The sequence below is a fragment of the Rhodococcus sp. HM1 genome (assembly GCF_023218075.1).
Classification (GTDB): domain Bacteria; phylum Actinomycetota; class Actinomycetes; order Mycobacteriales; family Mycobacteriaceae; genus Rhodococcus.
Window position 1 is genome coordinate 139,978 of record NZ_JALPTB010000003.1, and the last position, 19,494, is coordinate 159,471.

Below are 19,494 nucleotides of genomic sequence, written 5' to 3' on the forward strand. Positions count from 1 at the left end.
GGGAACCGAAGCAGCATGGGCGTTCTCATCGTCGTCGAGGGACTCGACGGGGCCGGTAAGCGGACACTGTCCGCCGGTCTCGTCGAGTCCTGGCGGGCCGCGGGTGCCCGCGTCGCCACGCTCGCATTTCCGCGCTACGGGCAGTCCGTGCACGCCGATCTCGGCGCCGAGGCCCTGCGGGGCCGTCACGGGGACACGGCGTCGAGCGTCGAGGCGATGGCCCTGCTGTGGGCGCTCGACCGTCGCGACGCGGCCGACGAGTTGCGGAAACTCCTGGCCGACAACGACATCGTGCTGCTGGATCGTTACGTGGCGTCGAACGTCGCGTACACCGCGGCCCGCAGGCACGAGGGAGCTTCGGGACCGGCGGCCGAGTGGGTGCGCGAGATCGAGTTCGACCGGTTCGGATTGCCGGTGCCCGATCTGCAGTTGTTGCTGAAGGTTCCCGTCGAGCTCGCGGCACAGCGGGCGCGGGACCGCGCCACCGCCGACGCGACCCGCGACCGGGACGCGTACGAACGCGACGGGGACCTCCAGATCCGTACCGGTGAGGTGTACGACCAGTTGGTGCAACAGAACTGGATGTCGCCGTGGATGGTCGCCGGACCCGACACCGATCCGGTACAACTCGCCGCGCAGATCTCAAATCAGCTTCAGCACGGTGAAGGAGTGACACGATAGACGGTATGAAGCCGAGGATTCTCGTCGTCGACGACGACACCGCGCTGGCCGAGATGCTCACGATCGTCCTGCGGGGCGAAGGTTTCGAACCTTTTGTGGTCGGGGACGGCACACAGGCACTCGGTGCCGTGCGCGAGATCCGGCCCGACCTCGTTCTGCTCGACCTGATGCTGCCCGGCATGAACGGCATCGACGTGTGCCGCGTGCTGCGGGCCGATTCGGGTGTGCCGATCGTCATGCTCACGGCCAAGTCGGACACGGTCGATGTTGTGCTCGGGCTCGAATCGGGCGCCGACGACTACATCGTCAAGCCGTTCAAGCCGAAGGAACTCGTCGCCCGCGTGCGGGCACGGTTGCGTCGGACCGAGCAGGAACCCGCCGAGATGCTGTCGATCGGTGAGATCACCATCGACGTCCCGGCGCACAAGGTCAGCCGCGGCGAGGAACTCATCTCTCTCACCCCGCTCGAGTTCGACCTGCTGGTGGCACTGGCCCGCAAACCGCGGCAGGTGTTCACTCGTGAGGTGCTGCTCGAACAGGTCTGGGGTTACCGCCACGCCGCGGACACGCGCCTCGTCAACGTGCACGTGCAGCGGCTGCGCGCGAAGGTCGAGAAGGATCCCGAGAATCCCGAGGTCGTGCTGACGGTGCGCGGCGTCGGCTACAAGGCCGGACCGCCGTGATCCGTGCTTACCGACTGCGGCGGCGGATCACTCGTAGGACTCTGCCGCTGCTGAGGTGGTCCCGTTCGCTGAGCAGCTGGCTCACCCACACGTGGCGCCGGTCGCTCCAGCTGCGGGTCGTGGTGTCCACCCTGACACTGTCGCTGGTGGTGATGCTGGTGCTCGGCGTGGTGCTGACCAGCCAGATCACCGATCGTCTGCTCGAAGTGAAGATCAACGCGGCCACCGAGGAGATGGAGCGATCCCGGGCGCTCGTCGAAGGCCAGCTGGCCGGCGCCGACGACACCGGATCGCTGAGCGTCCGGCTCGACAGCGCCCGGGCCACGCTCACGAACCGTGGCAGCGACGCCGGTCAGGACACCGGTGTCGCGGGTACCTTCGATCCGGTGCTCATCGTTCCCGGCGACGGGCCGCGCGCACCGACGTCGAGCGGCCCCGCCGATCAGATCCCGCAGAACCTGCGCGCCTTCGTGCAGAACGGCCAGATCGCCTACCAGTTCGCGACCGTCGACGACCCCGACGGCTACTCCGGCCCGGCGCTGATCGTCGGCAGCCCGACGTCGTCGAACATCGGCACGCTCGAGCTGTACCTGGTGTTCCCGCTGGCGGGAGAGGAGAGCACACTCGCGCTCGTGCGCGGCACCCTGCTCGTCGGTGCGCTGGTCCTGCTGGTGCTGCTCGCCGCCATCTCGATGATCGTCGCCCGTCAGGTGGTGCTGCCCATCCGATCCGCGTCGCGGATCGCGGTGCGCTTCGCCGACGGCCGCCTCAAGGAACGCATGCCGGTGCGCGGCGAGGACGACATGGCCCGGCTGGCGATGTCGTTCAACGAGATGGCCGAGAGCCTGTCGCGACAGATCACCCAGCTCGAGGAGTACGGCAACCTGCAGAAGCGGTTCACCTCGGACGTCAGCCACGAACTGCGGACCCCGCTGACGACCGTGCGGATGGCGGCGGACCTGATCCACGACGGCAGCGACGAACTCGATCCGTCGCTGAAACGCGCCTCCGAACTGCTGGTCGCCGAACTCGACCGGTTCGAGAGCCTGCTCGGCGACCTGCTCGAGATCAGCCGGCACGACGCCGGTGTCGCCGAACTCGCCGCCGAGCAACTCGATCTGCGGATGTGCGCGCGGGCAGCGGTGTCCACGGTCCGGCACCTGGCCCGCGAGACCGGAACCGAACTCATCGTGGATCTGCCGAACGAGCCGGTCATGGCCGAGGTCGATCCCCGGCGCGTCGAACGTATCCTGCGGAACCTGCTCGCCAACGCGATCGATCACGGTGAGGGCAAGCCGATCCTGCTGCGGCTGCGCGCCGACGACGCCGCGGCGGCGTTCGTCGTCCGCGACCAGGGCATCGGCCTGCGGCCGGGGGAGGAGAAGCTCGTGTTCAACCGGTTCTGGCGCTCCGACCCGTCCCGGGTGCGACGGTCCGGCGGCACAGGTCTGGGACTGGCGATCAGCGTGGAGGACGCGAACCTGCACAAGGGCAAGCTCGAGGCCTGGGGCGAGCCCGGGAAGGGTGCGTGCTTCCGGCTGACGCTGCCGCGCGAGCTCGGACGCAAGGTGGGACGCAGTCCACTGCCGCTCGTGCCGACGAACGGGCACGCGGTGCAGGGCAAGACGCCCCCCGCCGCCGAGGGCGCAGCGCCGACGGTCGTGGAATCCGTCCCGCCCGAGGGAGCGACCCCGTGAGCAGTTCGCTGTCGCGGCGCGTCGCCGGGCCGGTTCTGCTGCTGGCGCTCCTGCTCGGGGTCTCCGGCTGTGCGAGCCTGCCGGATTCGTCGTCCCCGCAGGCGATCGGCACCATCGCCCGTCCCCCCGCGACCACGGAGGTCGCCGCGCCCGCGCCCGGCCGCGAGCCGGATCTGCTGCTGCGCGACTTCCTCCTCGCGAGCACGGACCCCACCAACAGGCACCAGGCGGCGCGCCAGTACCTCACCCCCGAGATGACGAGTCGCTGGGACGACGCGGCCAGCGCCACGATCGTCGAGAAGGTCGACGTGCTGCCGGAATCGCGCAGCGGCGACCGTGCCACCTACGTGATCCGGGCGACCCGCGTCGGCTTCCTCGAGGAGGGCGGCGTCTACCGCGCGGACCAGGGTCCCTTCGAGGAGAAGGTCACCCTCGTGCGGTCCGACGGCGAATGGCGGATCGACGATCTGCCGCCCGGCGTCGTGATGGACCGGCCGCAGTTCCTCAACACCTACCAGCGACGCTCGCTGTTCTTCGTCGACCCCTCCGGGCAGACGGTCGTGCCCGATCCCCGCTGGATCGCCGGCACCCAGGAACAGACCGCCTCCCAGCTCATCGAGCTGCTGGTGGAGGGCCCGAAGCCGTCGCTGGAGCCGGCCGTGCGCAACCTCCTCCACGACGTCGACGTCATCGGTCCCATCACCAAGGCGGACGGTCGCACCGCGCAGGTCGGTGTCGGACTCGGCGGCATCCGGGTGGACTTCCAGGGCGCGACCGGGCTGGCCAAGCAGGACCGGGAGCTTCTCGCGGCCCAGGTGATCTGGACGCTGGCGAACGCCGAGATCTCCGGTCCGTACGTGTTGCTCGCGGACGGGCAACCGCTCGACGAACGGTTCCCGAACGGCTGGACCACCGCGGACGTGGCGTCGACGAATCCGCTCGCCACCTCGAGCGCGACCATCGGCCTGCATGCGGTGCGTGGCGGTGGGCTGGTCGCCGTCGCCGAGACGGGTGTCACGCCCGTGCCCGGCTTCTTCGGCAGCACCACCGGCCTGCAGTCCGTCGCGATCTCGCACGACGGACAGCTCGTGGCCGGTGTCCTCGGAACCGGACGGCCGGAGCCGGAACCCGCCGCCGAGCTGATGATCGGCGGGTACGGGGACGGGGCAGCGGTGCATGCGGCGGAAGGCAGCTCGATCAGCAGACCGTCGTGGTCGGTCGACGACAACTCCGTGTGGGCGGTCGTGGGTGGCACCTCCGTCGTGCGGGCGATCCGGGAACCCGGTACCGGACGGGTGACGGTGGTTCCGGTCGAGGCGGGCGCCATCCTGGAGTTGGGCGACCGGATCACCGAGTTGCGTCTGTCGAGGGACGGTGTCCGCGCGGCGCTCATCGTCGACGGCCGGGTGTACACGGCGATCGTGGTGCAGTACCCGAACGGCGAGTTCGCGCTGACCTCTCCGCGCGAGATCGCCATCGGGCTCGGTAGTCCCGCTCTCTCGCTCGACTGGAGTACCTCGGACACGGTGGTCGTGGCGCGGGCGGCGTCCGACATCCCCGTCGTCCAGGTCGCAGTGGACGGTTCCCGGATGGACGCGCTGCCCAGCCGCAATCTGACCCCGCCGGTGGGTGCCGTCGAGGCGTCGACGACCACCGAGTTCGTGGCCGATTCACGCGCGGTGTTCCAGCTCAACAACAGTGATCCCGCCGGCGACCGCTACTGGCGTGAGGTTCCGGGCCTGGCGGGACTGACCGCGATTCCGGTGCTGCCCGGCTGAGCGCCTGTCGGTGCCGTAGGGCACAGTGCGCCGCATGTTGCACGTCTTGCTGGATCTCGTGCTGCCGGTGGATTGCGGCGGCTGCGGCCGGCCCGGCGTCCGATGGTGCCGTCACTGCGCCCGCGACCTCGCCGATGCGCCCGCGACCGTACGGCCGCGTGTCGATCCGGGTGTTCCCGTCTGGGCGCTCGGGTCGTACCGGGGTGCCCACCGGCGCGCGGTGATCGCCGCGAAGGAGCAGGGTCGTCGCGACCTCGCGGAGCCGCTGGGGGTGGCACTGGGGGCGGCGATCGTGCGGCTGCGCCGGTGGGGTGAGCTTCCGGCCGGGCCGTTGGGCGTGGTGCCCGCGCCGACCCGGGCGCGGGCGGCGCGAGCCCGGGGCGGCGACCCGGTCACGCGGGCCGTGCGCGCCGCTGCGGCGCACGATCGCGCGTTGCGTGTGATGCCGATCCTCGAGACCGCTCGGGGGGTCCGGGACTCCGTGGGACTGTCCGCCGCGCAGCGGCACCGGAACCTCGCCGGACGGGTGCGGCTGCGCCGGGGAAGCGGCGTGCCGCGCGGGTTCCCGGTGCTCGTCGTGGACGACGTGACGACCACCGGCACGACCGCGGCGGAGTCCGTGCGAGTGCTCACGGCAGCCGGCTTCTGTCCACGGGGAGTGCTTGTGATTGCTGCCGCGTAAGTGTGCGCGAGTGAAATTCAGCGGAACGGTGGCACTCGCGGAGGTTACGTACTACCGTCGCCCTCAGACCCGGAAAACACTGGTAGACGGGTGGAAACGTTCGATCCGCCGGTTCCGGGCGGAGCGCTGATGCGCTCATCGAACATGCCGGTGCGCGGGCTGCACCGGCCGTACTCGGGAGGTACGAGTGACGACCCCTTCGAAGTCCAAGGTTTCCGCTGCAGGTCTCGATGGCGAAGCCGCCGGCCCCAAGGCTGACATCGTCGTCAAGGGACGCAACGTCGAGGTTCCGGACCACTTCCGGATCTACGTGTCCGAGAAACTCGCCCGATTGGAGCGATTCGATCCGACCATTTTCCTGTTCGATGTCGAACTGCAGCACGAGCGCAACCGCCGTCAGATGAAGAGTTGTCAGCGCGTCGAGATCACCGCCCGGGGCAAGGGCCCGGTCGTCCGTGCCGAGGCGTCCGCCGACAGCTTCTACGCGGCCTTCGAGTCGGTTACCGACAAACTCGAATCCCGTCTGCGGCGTACCAAGGAGCGTCGCAAGGTCTCCTACGGTGACAAGACTCCCGTTTCCGTTGCCGCCGCCACTGCGGCGCTCGCTCAGGACGATTCGCTCGGCATCTCGCGGGATCTGGCGCAGGAATTCGAAGCGGAAGACAAGTCCGGTCCCGGCCGGATCGTCCGGACGAAGGAGCACAAGGCCGAGCCGATGACCGTCGACGACGCCCTGTACGAGATGGAACTGGTCGGCCACGACTTCTACCTGTTCCACGACAAGGAAACGGACAGGCCGTCGGTCGTCTACCGTCGGCACGCGTTCGACTACGGCCTGATCAGCCTGGTCTGAATGCCCGGTCGGAGCGGTCGCAATCGCAACCGCTCCGGCCGAACGCCTACCATGGAATCCGGCCGGGGACCGACGAGGCCCTCGGCCGGATTTTCTTGTCCGTGCACGAACCCGAGATTGAGGACGAACACCCAGTGCTGTCGCTGACGAAGCTGCTCCGGATCGGTGAAGGTCGCATGGTCAAGCGACTGAAGCACATCGCCGAGCACGTCGAATCCCTGTCGCCGGAGTTCGAGGCGCTCACCGACGCGGAACTGCGCGCCAAGACGGACGAGTTCCGCAAGCGGTACGCGGACGGGGAAACCCTCGACGACCTGCTGCCGGAGGCGTTCGCCGTGGCCCGTGAGGCCTCCTGGCGAGTTCTCGGACAGAAGCACTACACGGTGCAGATCATGGGTGGCGCGGCGCTGCACTTCGGCAACATCGCCGAGATGAAGACCGGTGAGGGCAAGACCCTCACCTGTGTGCTGCCGGCCTACCTCAACGCCCTGTCCGGCGACGGTGTGCACGTCGTGACCGTGAACGACTACCTCGCCAAGCGCGACTCCGAGTGGATGGGCCGCGTGCACCGCTCCCTCGGCCTGAGCACCGACGTGATTCTGTCGGGGCTCACCCCCGCGCAGCGCCGTGCGGCCTACGCCGCGGACATCACGTACGGCACGAACAACGAGTTCGGCTTCGACTACCTGCGCGACAACATGACGCACTCGCTCGACGACCTGGTCCAGCGCGGGCACAACTTCGCGATCGTCGACGAGGTCGACTCCATCCTCATCGACGAGGCCCGGACGCCGCTGATCATCTCCGGCCCCGCGGACGCGTCGAGCAAGTGGTACTCCGAGTTCGCGCGGATCGCGCAGATGCTTCAACCGGAGACCCACTACGAGATCGACATCCGCAAGCGGACCGTCGGTGTCCACGAGGCGGGCGTCGAGTTCGTGGAGGACCAGCTCGGCATCGACAACCTGTACGAGGCCGCGAACTCGCCGCTGGTGAGCTACCTCAACAACGCCATCAAGGCCAAGGAGCTCTACACCAAGGACAAGGACTACATCGTCCGCGACGGCGAGGTCGTCATCGTCGACGAGTTCACCGGCCGCGTGCTGACGGGCCGCCGCTACAACGAGGGCATGCACCAGGCGATCGAGGCCAAGGAGAAGGTCGAGATCAAGGCCGAGAACCAGACCCTCGCCACGATCACGCTGCAGAACTACTTCCGTCTCTACGACAAGCTCTCGGGTATGACGGGTACCGCCGAGACCGAGGCAGCCGAGCTGCACCAGATCTACGGCCTCGGCGTCATCCCCATCCCGACGAACCGGGAGATGATCCGCGTCGACCAGGGCGACCTGATCTACAAGACGGAGGAAGCGAAGTTCGCAGCCGTCGTCGACGACGTGGTCGAGCGGCACCAGAAGGGCCAGCCGGTCCTCATCGGTACCACCAGCGTCGAGCGTTCGGAGTACCTGTCGCGGCAGCTGACCAGGCGCGGCGTCGTCCACAGCGTGCTCAACGCGAAGTTCCACGAGCAGGAAGCGCAGATCATCGCCGAGGCCGGACGCTCCGGTGCGGTGACCGTCGCGACGAACATGGCCGGTCGCGGTACCGACATCGTGCTCGGCGGCAACCCGGACATTCTCGCCGACATCGCGCTGCGTCGCGGCGGCCTGGATCCCGTGCACACGCCCGAGGAATACGAGGCCGCGTGGGACGACACCCTCGAGAAGATCAAGGCCGAGGTCAAGGCGGACGCCGAGAAGGTCAAGGCGGCAGGCGGCCTGTACGTGCTCGGCACCGAACGGCACGAGTCCCGGCGTATCGACAACCAGCTCCGCGGCCGTTCCGGACGTCAGGGCGATCCCGGCGAGTCCCGGTTCTACCTCTCGCTCGGTGACGAGCTGATGCGCCGCTTCAACGGCGCCGCGCTCGAATCGATCATGACGCGGCTCAACCTGCCCGACGACGTGCCGATCGAGGCGAAGATGGTCTCGAAGGCCATCAAGAGCGCCCAGACGCAGGTCGAGCAGCAGAACTTCGAGATCCGCAAGAACGTCCTCAAGTACGACGAGGTGATGAACCAGCAGCGCACCGTCATCTACGACGAGCGCCGCCGGATCCTGCGCGGAGAGAACCTCGAGGGTCAGATCGAGTCGATGATCCGCGACGTGGTCACCGCCTACGTCGACGGCGCCACCTCCGAGGGCTACGTCGAGGACTGGGATCTCGAGCAGTTGTGGACGGCCCTCCGGACGCTCTACCCCGTCGGGGTCGACTACAAGGAACTGGTCGCGGCGAACGAGGACCTCGGCCGTGACGAGCTGCGGGAGATCCTGCTCGAGGACGCGGAGAAGGCGTACGCGCGGCGTGAGGCCGAGATCGAGAGCATCGCGGGTGAGGGCGCGATGCGCGAACTCGAGCGTCGTGTCCTGCTGTCGGTGCTCGACCGCAAGTGGCGCGAGCACCTCTACGAGATGGACTACCTCAAGGAAGGCATCGGGCTGCGCGCGATGGCGCAGCGCGACCCGCTGGTGGAGTACCAGCGCGAGGGCTTCGACATGTTCACCGGCATGCTCGACGCGCTCAAGGAGGAGTCGGTCGGGTTCCTGTTCAACCTGCAGGTCGAAGCGGCGCAGCCGCAGGCACCGGCAGCGGGCGGGGTCAGCGTGACGGCGGCCTCCGCCGCCACGGCCGCGCAGAACGCGCCGTCGCTGACCAAGCCGACTCCGGCTCCGGCACCTGCTCCCGCCCCGGCCCCGCTGCGTGCGAAAGGCCTCGACGACGGGGGCCGGCAGCAGCGCCTGACCTACTCGGGTCCCGCCGAGGACGGCAGCGCGCAGGTCAGCCGCACCGGCGGGGCCGCCGCGGCAGCGCAGGCCGGCAGCCGCAAGGAGCGTCGCGCGGCCGCCCGCAAGGACGCCAAGGGCGGTTCCCGCCGCCGCTGAACGCCGATCGTCGGCTGTCGGTCGTCGCGCCGGATCAGCCCAGCCACAGCGAGGTGATGAGCCAGCCGTGCGGGGCCCGGCGCGATGGCGCGACCCGGCTGATGCGACCGGCCAGCGCGAGAACGCGATGGCCACGCGTGTAGGAACCGAACAGTTCCGCGGTGTCGGCGTCGACGGCACGCAAGCGGGTGCGCAGCAACGTCGCACTGCCCGCACCCGGGGATGCCGACCGTGCGGGCGCCATCGCGTCGCGCAGGACGGGATCGAGCACCGTCTCCAGTTGCGTCTCCGGCCGCCGCCGGTCGAGAACTTCGAGCACCAGCCGCACCGCGCGTTCGGCGAATGCGCTCGCCGTCGGATCGATTGCCGCTGTGTGCGGAGGAGTGGCCGGCCCCGACCGGGCCGGGCGGGGTGATCTGCCGTCGTGCGTGGTGGTGCGCCGCGTCGCGTACCGGCGGGGCCGATCGCAGTTGTGCCGGGCGGGTGGCTCGTACGGAGGGATCCGCAGGACGTGGCGGATCCCGGGGTTTTCGGACATGCATCTCCCTGGTGACGTGCGTGACGGTCGCGACCCGCGACGGTGCACGGGTCGACCCCGGGAGAGGACGGAGCCGCGGTCATCGTGCCACAGCTGCGGCGCGTGTGCCCGTCGAGACACTCCGTGCCCGCCGGGACGCTCCTGTCGCAGAGACCGGCGCACGAACTCTAGGGTGGATACGTGCGGGGATTGGTCTTGGATTTCGGTGGGGTGCTCGCGGGACCCGGCACGGACGGGCGTGCGCTCGCAGGCGTGGTGGCCGCGTTGCGCGGACGAGGTGTGCGGACGGCGATCCTCAGCAACGACCCGGGTGGGCCCGGAGCGGACCGGCTGCGCGAGCTCGGCGGTGGGCGCTTCGTCGACGAGGTGGTGCTCTCCGGTGACGTGGGCGTGGCCAAACCCGACCCGCGGAGTTATCTGCTCGTGGCGCAGCGACTGGGACTGGAACCGGCGCAGTGCGTCTTCGTCGACGATCTCGTCGTGAACGTGCGCGCAGCGGCCGCCACCGGGATGGTGGGAGTGCACCACGAGTGTCCGGATGCCGTTGTGGCAGAACTGACCGTACTCTTCGAGCTGAGCGCCGACGAGGCGCCCGTGACCTCGGCGCCTGAGACCTCGGCGGCAGGGGACACGGTCACGGACCGGGGTGAGGGGGACACTCGCAGATGACGACCCGCATGACCGCGCAGGACGCATCGTTCTACTTCCTGGAGACGACGAACACGCCGATGCACATCGGGTCGCTGGCGATCCTCTCCGAACCGGAGGGCGGCTTGGACTTCGAGACGCTGCTGCAGCTCGTGGAACGCCGTATCTCGGAGGTACCGCGGTATCGGCAGAAGGTGCGGGAGGTGGCGCTGGGACTGGCGCGGCCGGTGTGGGTGGACGACCGCGACTTCGACATCGCCTACCACGTGCGCCGTTCGGCGCTGCCCCGCCCCGGATCGGACGACCAGTTGCACGATCTGCTGGCGCGGCTGATATCGCGTCCGCTGGACCGGACCCGCCCGCTGTGGGAGATGTACCTCGTCGAGGGGCTCGAGGGAAACCGGTGTGCGCTGTTCACGAAGTCGCATTCGGCGCTCGTCGACGGTGAGGACGCGCTGGACATCGGGCAGGTTCTCTTCGATTCCGATGTCGAACCCCGGCAGGTGCCCGAAGAGCTGTGGATGCCGGAGCAGGAACCGTCGGACACCGCGCTCGTGGTCGGTGCGCTCGCCGACCTGGTCGCGCGACCGGGAGAGGGCATCGCGCTGCTGCGTTCGGCCGTGGGCAACCTCGCCGCCACGGCGACCGAGGCCGTCGACGTGGTCGGGCGCCTGGCGCGGACCGCCGCACAGTCGGCGCCGGAGAGCCCGCTCAACGAATCGATCTCGCGCAGCCGCCGGTTCGCGGTGGTGCGGTCCGATCTGGAGTTGTACCGCAAGATCCATTCCCGGTACGGCTGCACCATCAACGACGTCGTGCTCGCGGTGATCTCCGGGGCGTTGCGCTATTGGCTGCTCTCGCGCGGCGAACCGGTGACCGAGGCGTCGGTGGTGCGCGCGATGGTGCCGATGTCGGTGTACACGCAGGATCCGGCGGACGCCGACGACGCCGACGGTGCCGAGACGATCCAGGTGCACCCGCAGGGGGAGGTGTCGACCTTCCTCGTCGACCTGCCGGTGGGGGAGCCGAACGCGGTGGTGCGGTTGTCGCACATCGCGCACGCCGGTGAGGCCTACGCGCGGCAGCGCCGCCGCATCGCGGCGCAGGCCATGATCCGGTTGTCCGGTTTCGCACCGGCCACCATGCACGCGGTGGGGGTGCGGGTGGCCAGCGGCTTCTCGCAGCGCATGTTCAATCTGATGATCACCAACGCACCCGGCCCGCAGCACCCGCTCTACCTGGCCGGCATACCGGTCCTGGAGATGTACCCGGTGTCGCCGCTGCTGAAGAACCAGGCGTTGAGCATTGCGCTGACGTCCTACGACGGGTCCGTCTACTACGGTTTGAACGCGGACCGCGATGCGATGCCCGATGTGGGGGTCCTGACGTCGCTGCTCCAGGAAGCACTCGAGGAGTTGTTGGATGCCAGTAGGTAAGGGCAAGACGCGGGTCTACGTGCCGGCCACGATCGACATGCTGCAGCGGCTGGTGGCCGACGGCGAGGTCGAAGCGGTGAACCGCACGGCGTTCGCGGTGACGGCCGCGCTGCGCGAGGCCTACACGTCCGGGGACGACGACGAACTCGCCGAGGTCGCCATGGCGGAGGCCGCCCGGGCCTCGCTGCGGCTCCTGGCGGCACGGGTGGACGACGAATCGGCCACCGACGAGTCGGCGAAGGATCTGCCGGTGCGTCGGGTGGTGGTGGCCGCGGACGTCGAGGAGGCCACCCCGCGTCCGGATCTCGACGATGCGGTCGTCCGCCTCGCCGCGCCCGTCACGCTGAAGTCGGTGGCGTCGGTGCACGTCGACCTCGAAGGAGCCGAAGCGGACGTGGCGCGGGCCGTCGAGGTCATCGACGCCGCGGACATGGGTGACGAGGAAGCCGAGTTCGTGCTCGGCGACGCGGAGGACCACCAGCTCGCCTGGTATGCGCCGCAGGAGTTGCCGTTCCTTCTGGAACTGCTCTAGTTCCGGATCCGTTCCAGCTGTTTGTCGACCACGTGTCCGTAACCTACGCCACCGTAGCTTTCTGGTAACCTACGGCACCGTAGGCATACCGGGTGAGGAGAAGTGGTCGATGGGTTTGAAGGAGTGGATCGAGCGTCCCGCGGCGCACGTCTCGGCGTCCGAGCGATCCGTGTCGAATCTCGTACGAGGCGCGGTCGCGCGATTCACGACCCCGCTGCTGCCCGACGACTATCTGCACCTGGTCAACCCGCTGTGGTCTGCGCGTGAGCTGCGTGGCCGCATCGTCGAGGTGCGCCCGGAGACGACGGATTCGGCAACCCTCGTCATCAAGCCCGGCTGGGGATTCGACTTCGGCTACAACCCGGGTCAGTACATCGGCATCGGCCTGCACATCGACGGCCGGTGGCACTGGCGGTCCTACTCGCTGACATCGTCGCCCACCTGGAACGACAAGCTCATCTCGATCGCGGTCAAGGCGATGCCGGAAGGCTTCCTGTCGAGCCACCTCGTCACCGGCGTGCCCGCGGGCACGATCGTGCGGCTCGCGGCACCGAAGGGCGACTTCGTGCTGCCCGACCCGCCGCCGGAGCGGATCCTGATGCTCACCGCCGGCAGTGGGATCACCCCGATCATGTCGATGCTGCGCACGCTCGACCGTCGCGCGGTCGACCGCGCCGTCGAGCTGCCCGACGTCGTGCACGTGCACTCGGCGCCGACCGCGGACGACGTGATGTTCCGTGCCGAGCTCGAGAAGTTCGACGCCACGCACGACCGGTTCCGGTCGCACGTCCAGCTCACCCGCTCGCAGGGGAAGTTCACCCTGGACCGGCTCGACGAGGCCTGCCCCGACTGGCGTGAGCGTCAGACCTGGGCGTGCGGACCGCAGCAGATGCTCGACGACATCGAGGCATTCTGGAAGAAGGCCGGCATCGAGGATCGTCTGCACCTCGAGCGGTTCGCGGTCACCCGCGCCGACACCTCCGGTTCCGGCGGCACCGTGACCTTCGCGAAGTCGGGCAAGACCGTCACCGTCGACGGCGCGACCACATTGCTCGAGGCCGGTGAGAGCGTCGGCGCACTGATGCCGTTCGGATGCCGGATGGGGATCTGTCAGACTTGCGTGGTCCCGCTCGAGAAGGGGCACATCGTCGATCTGCGGTCCGGCCAGGAACACGCCGAGGGTGAGCGTGTCCAGACCTGCATTTCCGCGGCTGCCGGGGACTGCACTCTCGACGCCTGACGCCCACCGCCCGTTCCACAGCAAGGACCCTGAGTGGCCATCACCGACATCCGCGCGTTCGCGCACCTCAGCGATTCGGACATCGAAGCGCTGGGTCGTGAGTTCGACGCGATCCGCCGTGACGTCGAGGACTCGCGCGGGGTGCGGGACGCCCGCTACATCCGCAACACGATCCGGCTGCAGCGGGTGCTCGAGCTCGGTGGGCGGGCGGTGCTGTTCGGCTCCCGCCGACGTCCGTTGTGGGTGCTGGGTGCCGGGATGCTCTCGCTCGCGAAGATCATCGAGAACATGGAGCTCGGGCACAACGTGATGCACGGGCAGTGGGACTGGATGAACGACCCGGAGATCCACTCCACGTCGTGGGAGTGGGATCAGACGGGGCCGTCGGCGCACTGGAAGCGTGCCCACAACTACGCGCACCACACGTACACGAACATCGTCGGCATGGACGAGGACGTGGGATTCGGGATCCTGCGGATGACCCGCGACGAGGCGTGGCGGCCGCGCAACCTGCTCCAGCCGATCGCGAACGTGATCCTCGCCGCGACCTTCGAGTGGGGCATCGCCCTGCACGACCTGTCGGCGCAGAAGGAGGCCGACGGGGTTCCGCACATGCAGTGGAATTCGCAGCCCAACAAGGACTTTGCGCGCAAGGCGGCCCGTCAGGTCGTCAAGGACGTGGTGTTGTTCCCCGCGTTGACGGGCCCGGCCTGGCGCAGCACGCTGTCCGCGAATCTCACCGCGAACCTGGTCCGGAACCTGTGGGCGTACGCGGTGATCTTCTGCGGGCACTTCCCGGACGGGGCCGAGAAGTTCACCGTCGACCAGTTCGAGAACGAGACGCACGCGCAGTGGTATCTGCGGCAGCTGCTCGGCAGCGCGAACATCTCCGGCGGTCCGGTGATGGGATTCCTGACGGGGAACCTGAGCTACCAGATCGAGCACCATCTGTTCCCGGATCTGCCGAGCAATCGGTATCCGGAGATCGCGGCCCGGGTGCGCGCGCTGTGCGCGAAATACGACCTTCCGTACACGACCGGTTCGCTCGGCCGGCAGTATCTGCTCGCGTTGCGGACCATCCACAAGCTCGCGTTGCCGGACCGGTTCCTGCGCGCCACGTCGGACGACGCCCCGGAGACCTCGTCCGAGCGCAAGTTCTCGCGGGTGCAGGGCGCCTGGGCCGCGGAGCTCGCGGTGGATCCGGTGACGGGCCGGCGCCGGGGTCTGCTGACGGCGTTGCGCGCCCAGGCGGAGGCGAAACTCGCGGCTCGCCGCGCGAAACGATCTTGATTGTGATTCCCCTCACAGCGCGGATCCGGCTAACCTACGGAGCCGTAACCTACGGTAGGGTAGCCGCATGGCCATTTCGGACATCAAAGAGTATGCGCACCTGACGGAGGCCGACGTCGAGGCCATCGGCCGCGAACTCGACGCCATCCGCCGCGACATCGAGGAGGCGCGCGGCGAGCGGGACGCCCGCTACGTGCGCAACACGATCCGGCTCCAGCGTGGACTCGAAGTCGGCGGGCGCGCAGTGCTCTTCGGTTCCCGCAAGCGCTCGCTGTGGGTCCTGGGCACCGCCATGCTCTCGCTCTCGAAGATCATCGAGAACATGGAGCTCGGGCACAACGTGATGCACGGGCAGTGGGACTGGATGAACGACCCCGAGGTGCATTCGGCGAACTGGGAGTGGGACAACGTCGATCCGTCGGCGCACTGGAAGCAGACCCACAACTACCTGCACCACAAGTACACGAACATCCTCGGCATGGACGACGACGTGGGATACGGGCTGCTGCGCGTGACCCGCGACCAGCGCTGGAAGCCGTTCTACCTCGGCAACGTCGCCTACAACGCGATCCTCGCGTCGCTGTTCCAGTACGGCATCGCGATCCAGCTGCTCGAGCTCGGCAAGGTCATCCAGGGTCGCGACGACCGCGAGCGCACCAAGGAACTCGGTAGCGAGGTGCTCGTCAAGCTCGGCAAGCAGACGCTCAAGGACTACGTGGTGCACCCGGCGCTGACCGGCAAGGCCTGGAAGTCGACGCTCACCGCGAATGCGACCGCGAACTTCGTGCGCAACATCTGGACCAACGCCGTGATCTTCTGCGGGCACTTCCCGGACGGTGCCGAGAAGTTCACCAAGGCAGACGTCGAGAACGAAACGCGCGCCGAGTGGTACCTGCGGCAGATGCTCGGTTCGGCCAACATCTCCGGTGGCCGCGTCATGGACTTCATGACCGGCAACCTCAGCTACCAGATCGAGCACCACATCTTCCCGGACCTGCCGTCCAACCGGTACCACGAGATCTCGCTCCGGGTGAAGGCGCTGTGCGAGAAGTACGACCTTCCGTACACCACGGGTCCGCTCGCGGTGCAGTACTGGAAGTCGTGGCGCACCATCGCGAAGCTGTCGCTGCCCGACAAGTACCTCAAGGACACCCGGGACGCCGCTCCCGAGACGGCATCGGAACGCGGTTTCGGCGGCAAGGCCGAGATCGATCCGCTCACCGGTCGCCGGGTCGGACTGGCCACCGCGATCGAGAAGACCCGCAAGCGCGGATTCGTCCGTCGCGTCCTGGGGATGCGCTGAGCGACTCTGCTGCTACGGATCGGCCCCCGGCTCCTTTTCGGAGCCGGGGGCCGATCCGCGTCACCAGGCTTCGTTCTCGGTGAGCGCCGTGAGCAGTCCCCGCACGGCCTGGGCGCGGCGCAACGACTTGCCCTCGAGGTTGTCGAGCGCGCACTCCGGGTCGGCCGGGGGGCCGAGGTGGGTGCACCCGCGCGGGCAGTCCTCCACCGCCTCGGCCAGGTCGGAGAACGCGGCGACGACGTTCTCCGCGGAGATGTGCGCGAGCCCGAACGAGCGGATGCCGGGGGTGTCGACGACCCAGCCGCCGCCGGGCAACGGCAGAGCGACCGATTGGGTCGAGGTGTGCCGGCCCTTGCCGACGCCGGAGACCTCGCCGGTCGCGCGGGCCGCGTCCGGCACCAGCCGGTTGACCAGCGTCGACTTGCCCACGCCGGAGTGCCCGATCAGCGCCGTCACCGAATCGGTGATCAGCTCGGTGAGCTCGGTCAGGTCGTCATCCTTGCCGACCAGCATCACCGGCAGGTCCAGATCCGCGAACTGGGCGGTGAACTCGGCGGGGTCGGCGAGATCGGACTTCGTCAGGCCCAGCACGGGGGTCAGTCCGCCGGCATAGGCCGCGACCAGCGCACGTTCGACCAGACCGGTCCGCGGCGGCGGATCGGCGAGCGCGACGACGATGAGCAGCCGCTGCGCGTTCGCGACTACGATCCGCTCGAACGGATCGGTGTCGTCGGCGGTGCGTCGCAGCACCGTCTCGCGGTCGTGGACCCGCACGATCCGCGCGAGCGTGTCAGGACGGCCCGACAGGTCGCCGACGACGCCGACGCGATCACCGACCACGATCGGGGTGCGGCCGAGTTCGCGGGCGCGCATCGCCACGATCGGGCGGTTCGGGTCGCCGCCGAGCACCACGCCCCAGCGACCGCGGTCGACGGAGACGACCATGCCCTCGACGGCGTCGAGGTGGGCGGGTCGATCCTTGGTGCGCGGCCGCGAGCCCTTGCCCGGGCGGACCCGGACGTCGGACTCGTCGTACTGGCGGCGCCGCCGGTTCAGGAGCGCGCTCCCGTCAACATCGCCGCCCACAGCGACTCGAATCCGGGCAGCGTCTTGGAGGTCGTGCCGATGTCGTGGACGTCGACGTCGTCGACGACGAGACCGATGATCGCCCCGGCGGTGGCCATGCGGTGATCGGCGTAGGACTGCCACTGGCCGCCGTGCAGGGTGGCCGGTTCGATACGCAGTCCGTCCTCGGTTTCGGTCGCCGATCCGCCGAGCCGGGCGATCTCGGTCACCAGCGCCGCGAGCCGGTCGGTCTCGTGGCCGCGCAGGTGCGCGATGCCGCGCAGCTGCGACGGGGTCGTCGCGAGAGCGGCGAGGGCCGCGACGGTCGGGGCGAGTTCCCCGACGTCGTGCAGGTCGATGTCGATGCCGGTGAGCCGCTCGGGGCCGCGCACCGTCAGGGTGCCGTCCGACCAGGTGACGGTCGCGCCCATCCGCTCGAGAATGTCGCGGATCGCGTCTCCGGCCTGCGTGGTCGACTTCGGCCACATCGGGACCGACACCGCGCCGCCGGTGACGGCCGCGGCGGCGAGGAAGGGCGTCGCGTTCGACAGGTCCGGTTCGACCTCGACGTCGATCGCCCGGATCGGGCCCGGCGCCACACGCCATGTGTTCGCGTCGGCGGTGTCGACGTCGACACCGGCGGCGCGCAGCATCTCGACGGTCATGTCGATGTGCGGCATCGACGGCACCGGCTCGCCGCTGTGCCGGACGGTGACGCCCTCGTCGTAGCGGGCGGCCGACAGCAGCAGGCCGCTGACGAACTGCGAGGACCCGGACGCGTCGATGGTGACGGTTCCGCCGCGCAGTGCGCCGGCGCCGTGCACGGTGAACGGCAGCCGCTCGCCGTCGATGTCGGCGCCGAGGGAACGCAGGGCGTCCAGGACGGTTCCCATCGGCCGGGTCTTGGCCTGCTCGTCGCCGTCGAAGAAGACGTCCCCGTCGGCGAGTGCCGCGAGCGGCGGCACGAACCGCATGACGGTGCCGGCGAGCCCGCAGGCGACCTCGCCGCCGTGCAGGTCGCCGGGAGCGACGTCGAGGGTGGTGCCGCCGTCACGCTCGGTGATCGTCGTGCCCAGTCCGCCCAGGGCAGCGATCATCAGGTCGGTGTCGCGGCTGCGCAGGGCCCCGGTGATCGTCGAGGGACCGTCGGCGAGGGCGGCGAGGATCAGCGCGCGGTTGGTGATCGACTTGGATCCGGGCAGTGTCACGATCGCGTCGACGGGGGACTCGGCTCGGGGGGCTCTCCACAGACTCACCCGACCATCTTCTCCCATCGTCGCAGCCGGGTGTGCACCCGGCGCGTCCGACGCGGGGAAGTGGTCGTCGGAGCCGGCTGTCAGACTCGCCCTATGTGCGGCAGGTATGCGACGACGGCGGACCCGGCGACCCTCGGGGCGGAACTCGACGCGATCGACGAGACGGGCGGGGGAGGAGACGGTAGCGACAGCACCACCGACTTCGACGCCGTCAATTTCAACGTCGCCCCGACGACCCGGGTGCTCACCGTCGTCGCCCGGCACGATCGCGAGAATCCGGACGAGCCGGTCACGCGGCGGATCCGTCGCATGCGGTGGGGTCTCGTGCCGCCGTTCGCGAAGGAGATCGGCAGAAGCGCGCCGCTGTTCAATGCCCGCTCCGAGTCGGTGGCCACGAAGCCGTCGTTCGCGCAGTCGCTGCGGTACAAGCGCTGCCTGGTGCCGATGGACGGCTGGTACGAGTGGCAGGTCGAACCGACACCGGACGGGAAGACCTCGAAGGTGCCGTACTACATGTCCCCGGAGGACGGTTCGCGGATCTGCATGGCGGGCCTGTGGGCGGTGTGGCGCGACCCGAAGGTTCCCGACGCGGCGCCGCTGGTCAGCACCACGATCCTCACCGCCGACTCGGTCGCGCAGTTGCGCAACGTCCACGAGCGGATGCCGCTGATCCTGCCGCCGGACCGGTGGGACGCCTGGCTGGACCCGGACAGCCTGGGGCATCCGGACCTGATCCGTCCGAGCCTCGAGGCGGTCTCGGCGATCTCGGTCCGCCGGGTCTCCCCGAAGGTCAACAGCGTGCGCAACAACGGTCCCGAGCTGCTCGTGCCCGACGACGGGAGCGGCGAGCAGATGGCTCTCTTGTAGACG

17 protein-coding genes are annotated in these 19,494 nt (G+C 69.1%); 14 read left to right on the forward strand and 3 right to left on the reverse strand.

All coding sequences use genetic code 11. The annotated features are described in order from the left end of the window. Window positions 1-15 precede the first annotated feature (15 nt). From M1M07_RS02930 to secA, 7 genes are all read left to right on the forward strand, one after another. The gene (locus tag M1M07_RS02930) at window positions 16-681 is read left to right on the forward strand and encodes a dTMP kinase (RefSeq protein ID WP_197252753.1); all 666 of its coding nucleotides are present in this window, start codon (window positions 16-18) and stop codon (window positions 679-681) included. Further along, window positions 678-1,364 carry an MtrAB system response regulator MtrA gene (gene mtrA, locus M1M07_RS02935; RefSeq protein WP_197252797.1) on the forward strand — a complete coding sequence of 229 codons (687 nt, stop codon included), beginning with the start codon at window positions 678-680 and terminating at the stop codon, window positions 1,362-1,364. The genes M1M07_RS02930 and mtrA overlap by 4 nt, the downstream gene beginning before the upstream one ends. Continuing rightward, a complete protein-coding gene (mtrB, locus tag M1M07_RS02940; protein WP_197252754.1) occupies window positions 1,361-3,061 on the forward strand; it encodes an MtrAB system histidine kinase MtrB in 1,701 nt (566 codons plus the stop codon). Before mtrA ends, mtrB begins: the two co-directional genes overlap by 4 nt. After that, window positions 3,058-4,839 carry an MtrAB system accessory lipoprotein LpqB gene (lpqB, locus tag M1M07_RS02945; protein ID WP_248673265.1) on the forward strand — a complete coding sequence of 594 codons (1,782 nt, stop codon included), beginning with the start codon at window positions 3,058-3,060 and terminating at the stop codon, window positions 4,837-4,839. The genes mtrB and lpqB overlap by 4 nt, the downstream gene beginning before the upstream one ends. 34 nt (window positions 4,840-4,873) lie before the next feature. Continuing rightward, window positions 4,874-5,521 carry a ComF family protein gene (locus M1M07_RS02950; RefSeq protein WP_197252755.1) on the forward strand — a complete coding sequence of 216 codons (648 nt, stop codon included), beginning with the start codon at window positions 4,874-4,876 and terminating at the stop codon, window positions 5,519-5,521. A 187-nt stretch (window positions 5,522-5,708) separates the two neighbouring features. After that, entirely contained in the window at window positions 5,709-6,374 is a 666-nt protein-coding gene (raiA, locus tag M1M07_RS02955; RefSeq protein WP_197252756.1) for a ribosome-associated translation inhibitor RaiA, read from the forward strand. A gap of 134 nt (window positions 6,375-6,508) precedes the next feature. Continuing rightward, window positions 6,509-9,316 (forward strand): preprotein translocase subunit SecA, encoded by a 2,808-nt coding sequence (secA, locus tag M1M07_RS02960; RefSeq protein WP_308200763.1) that lies wholly within the window; start codon window positions 6,509-6,511, stop codon window positions 9,314-9,316. Between the two features lie 34 nt (window positions 9,317-9,350). Here secA and M1M07_RS02965 read toward each other — a convergent pair whose 3' ends face one another. Further along, a complete protein-coding gene (locus tag M1M07_RS02965; RefSeq protein ID WP_197252758.1) occupies window positions 9,351-9,854 on the reverse strand; it encodes an Rv3235 family protein in 504 nt (167 codons plus the stop codon). Between the two features lie 180 nt (window positions 9,855-10,034). On the opposite strand from M1M07_RS02965, the gene M1M07_RS02970 reads away from it, so the two are divergent. The 6 genes from M1M07_RS02970 to M1M07_RS02995 all read left to right on the forward strand — a co-directional run bounded on the left by M1M07_RS02970 (window position 10,035) and on the right by M1M07_RS02995 (window position 16,303). Beyond that, window positions 10,035-10,523, forward strand: coding sequence for an HAD-IA family hydrolase (locus tag M1M07_RS02970; protein WP_197252759.1), 489 nt, complete (start codon window positions 10,035-10,037; stop codon window positions 10,521-10,523). Next, on the forward strand, window positions 10,520-11,938 hold the full coding sequence (locus M1M07_RS02975; RefSeq protein WP_248673266.1) for a wax ester/triacylglycerol synthase family O-acyltransferase: 1,419 nt from the start codon (window positions 10,520-10,522) through the stop codon (window positions 11,936-11,938). Before M1M07_RS02970 ends, M1M07_RS02975 begins: the two co-directional genes overlap by 4 nt. Beyond that, on the forward strand, window positions 11,925-12,470 hold the full coding sequence (locus M1M07_RS02980) for a hypothetical protein (RefSeq protein WP_197252761.1): 546 nt from the start codon (window positions 11,925-11,927) through the stop codon (window positions 12,468-12,470). The genes M1M07_RS02975 and M1M07_RS02980 overlap by 14 nt, the downstream gene beginning before the upstream one ends. A gap of 109 nt (window positions 12,471-12,579) precedes the next feature. Continuing rightward, window positions 12,580-13,710 carry a ferredoxin reductase gene (locus M1M07_RS02985; protein WP_248673267.1) on the forward strand — a complete coding sequence of 377 codons (1,131 nt, stop codon included), beginning with the start codon at window positions 12,580-12,582 and terminating at the stop codon, window positions 13,708-13,710. 33 nt (window positions 13,711-13,743) lie between these two features. Continuing rightward, the gene (locus M1M07_RS02990; RefSeq protein ID WP_248673268.1) at window positions 13,744-15,000 is read left to right on the forward strand and encodes a fatty acid desaturase; all 1,257 of its coding nucleotides are present in this window, start codon (window positions 13,744-13,746) and stop codon (window positions 14,998-15,000) included. Between the two features lie 67 nt (window positions 15,001-15,067). Beyond that, window positions 15,068-16,303, forward strand: coding sequence for an acyl-CoA desaturase (locus M1M07_RS02995; protein ID WP_197252764.1), 1,236 nt, complete (start codon window positions 15,068-15,070; stop codon window positions 16,301-16,303). Window positions 16,304-16,363: 60 nt separating this feature from the next. Here M1M07_RS02995 and rsgA read toward each other — a convergent pair whose 3' ends face one another. Continuing rightward, entirely contained in the window at window positions 16,364-17,389 is a 1,026-nt protein-coding gene (gene rsgA, locus M1M07_RS03000; RefSeq protein WP_197252765.1) for a ribosome small subunit-dependent GTPase A, read from the reverse strand. Next, window positions 17,356-18,642: a 3-phosphoshikimate 1-carboxyvinyltransferase gene (gene aroA / locus M1M07_RS03005; protein ID WP_197252766.1), complete on the reverse strand. Its 1,287-nt coding sequence runs from the start codon at window positions 18,640-18,642 to the stop codon at window positions 17,356-17,358. Before aroA ends, rsgA begins: the two co-directional genes overlap by 34 nt. A gap of 75 nt (window positions 18,643-18,717) precedes the next feature. Here aroA and M1M07_RS03010 point away from each other — a divergent pair, with 75 nt between their 5' ends. Further along, window positions 18,718-19,491, forward strand: a complete 774-nt coding sequence (locus M1M07_RS03010) for an SOS response-associated peptidase (RefSeq protein WP_197252767.1) — start codon at window positions 18,718-18,720, stop codon at window positions 19,489-19,491. The last annotated feature ends 3 nt before the right edge of the window (window positions 19,492-19,494 follow it).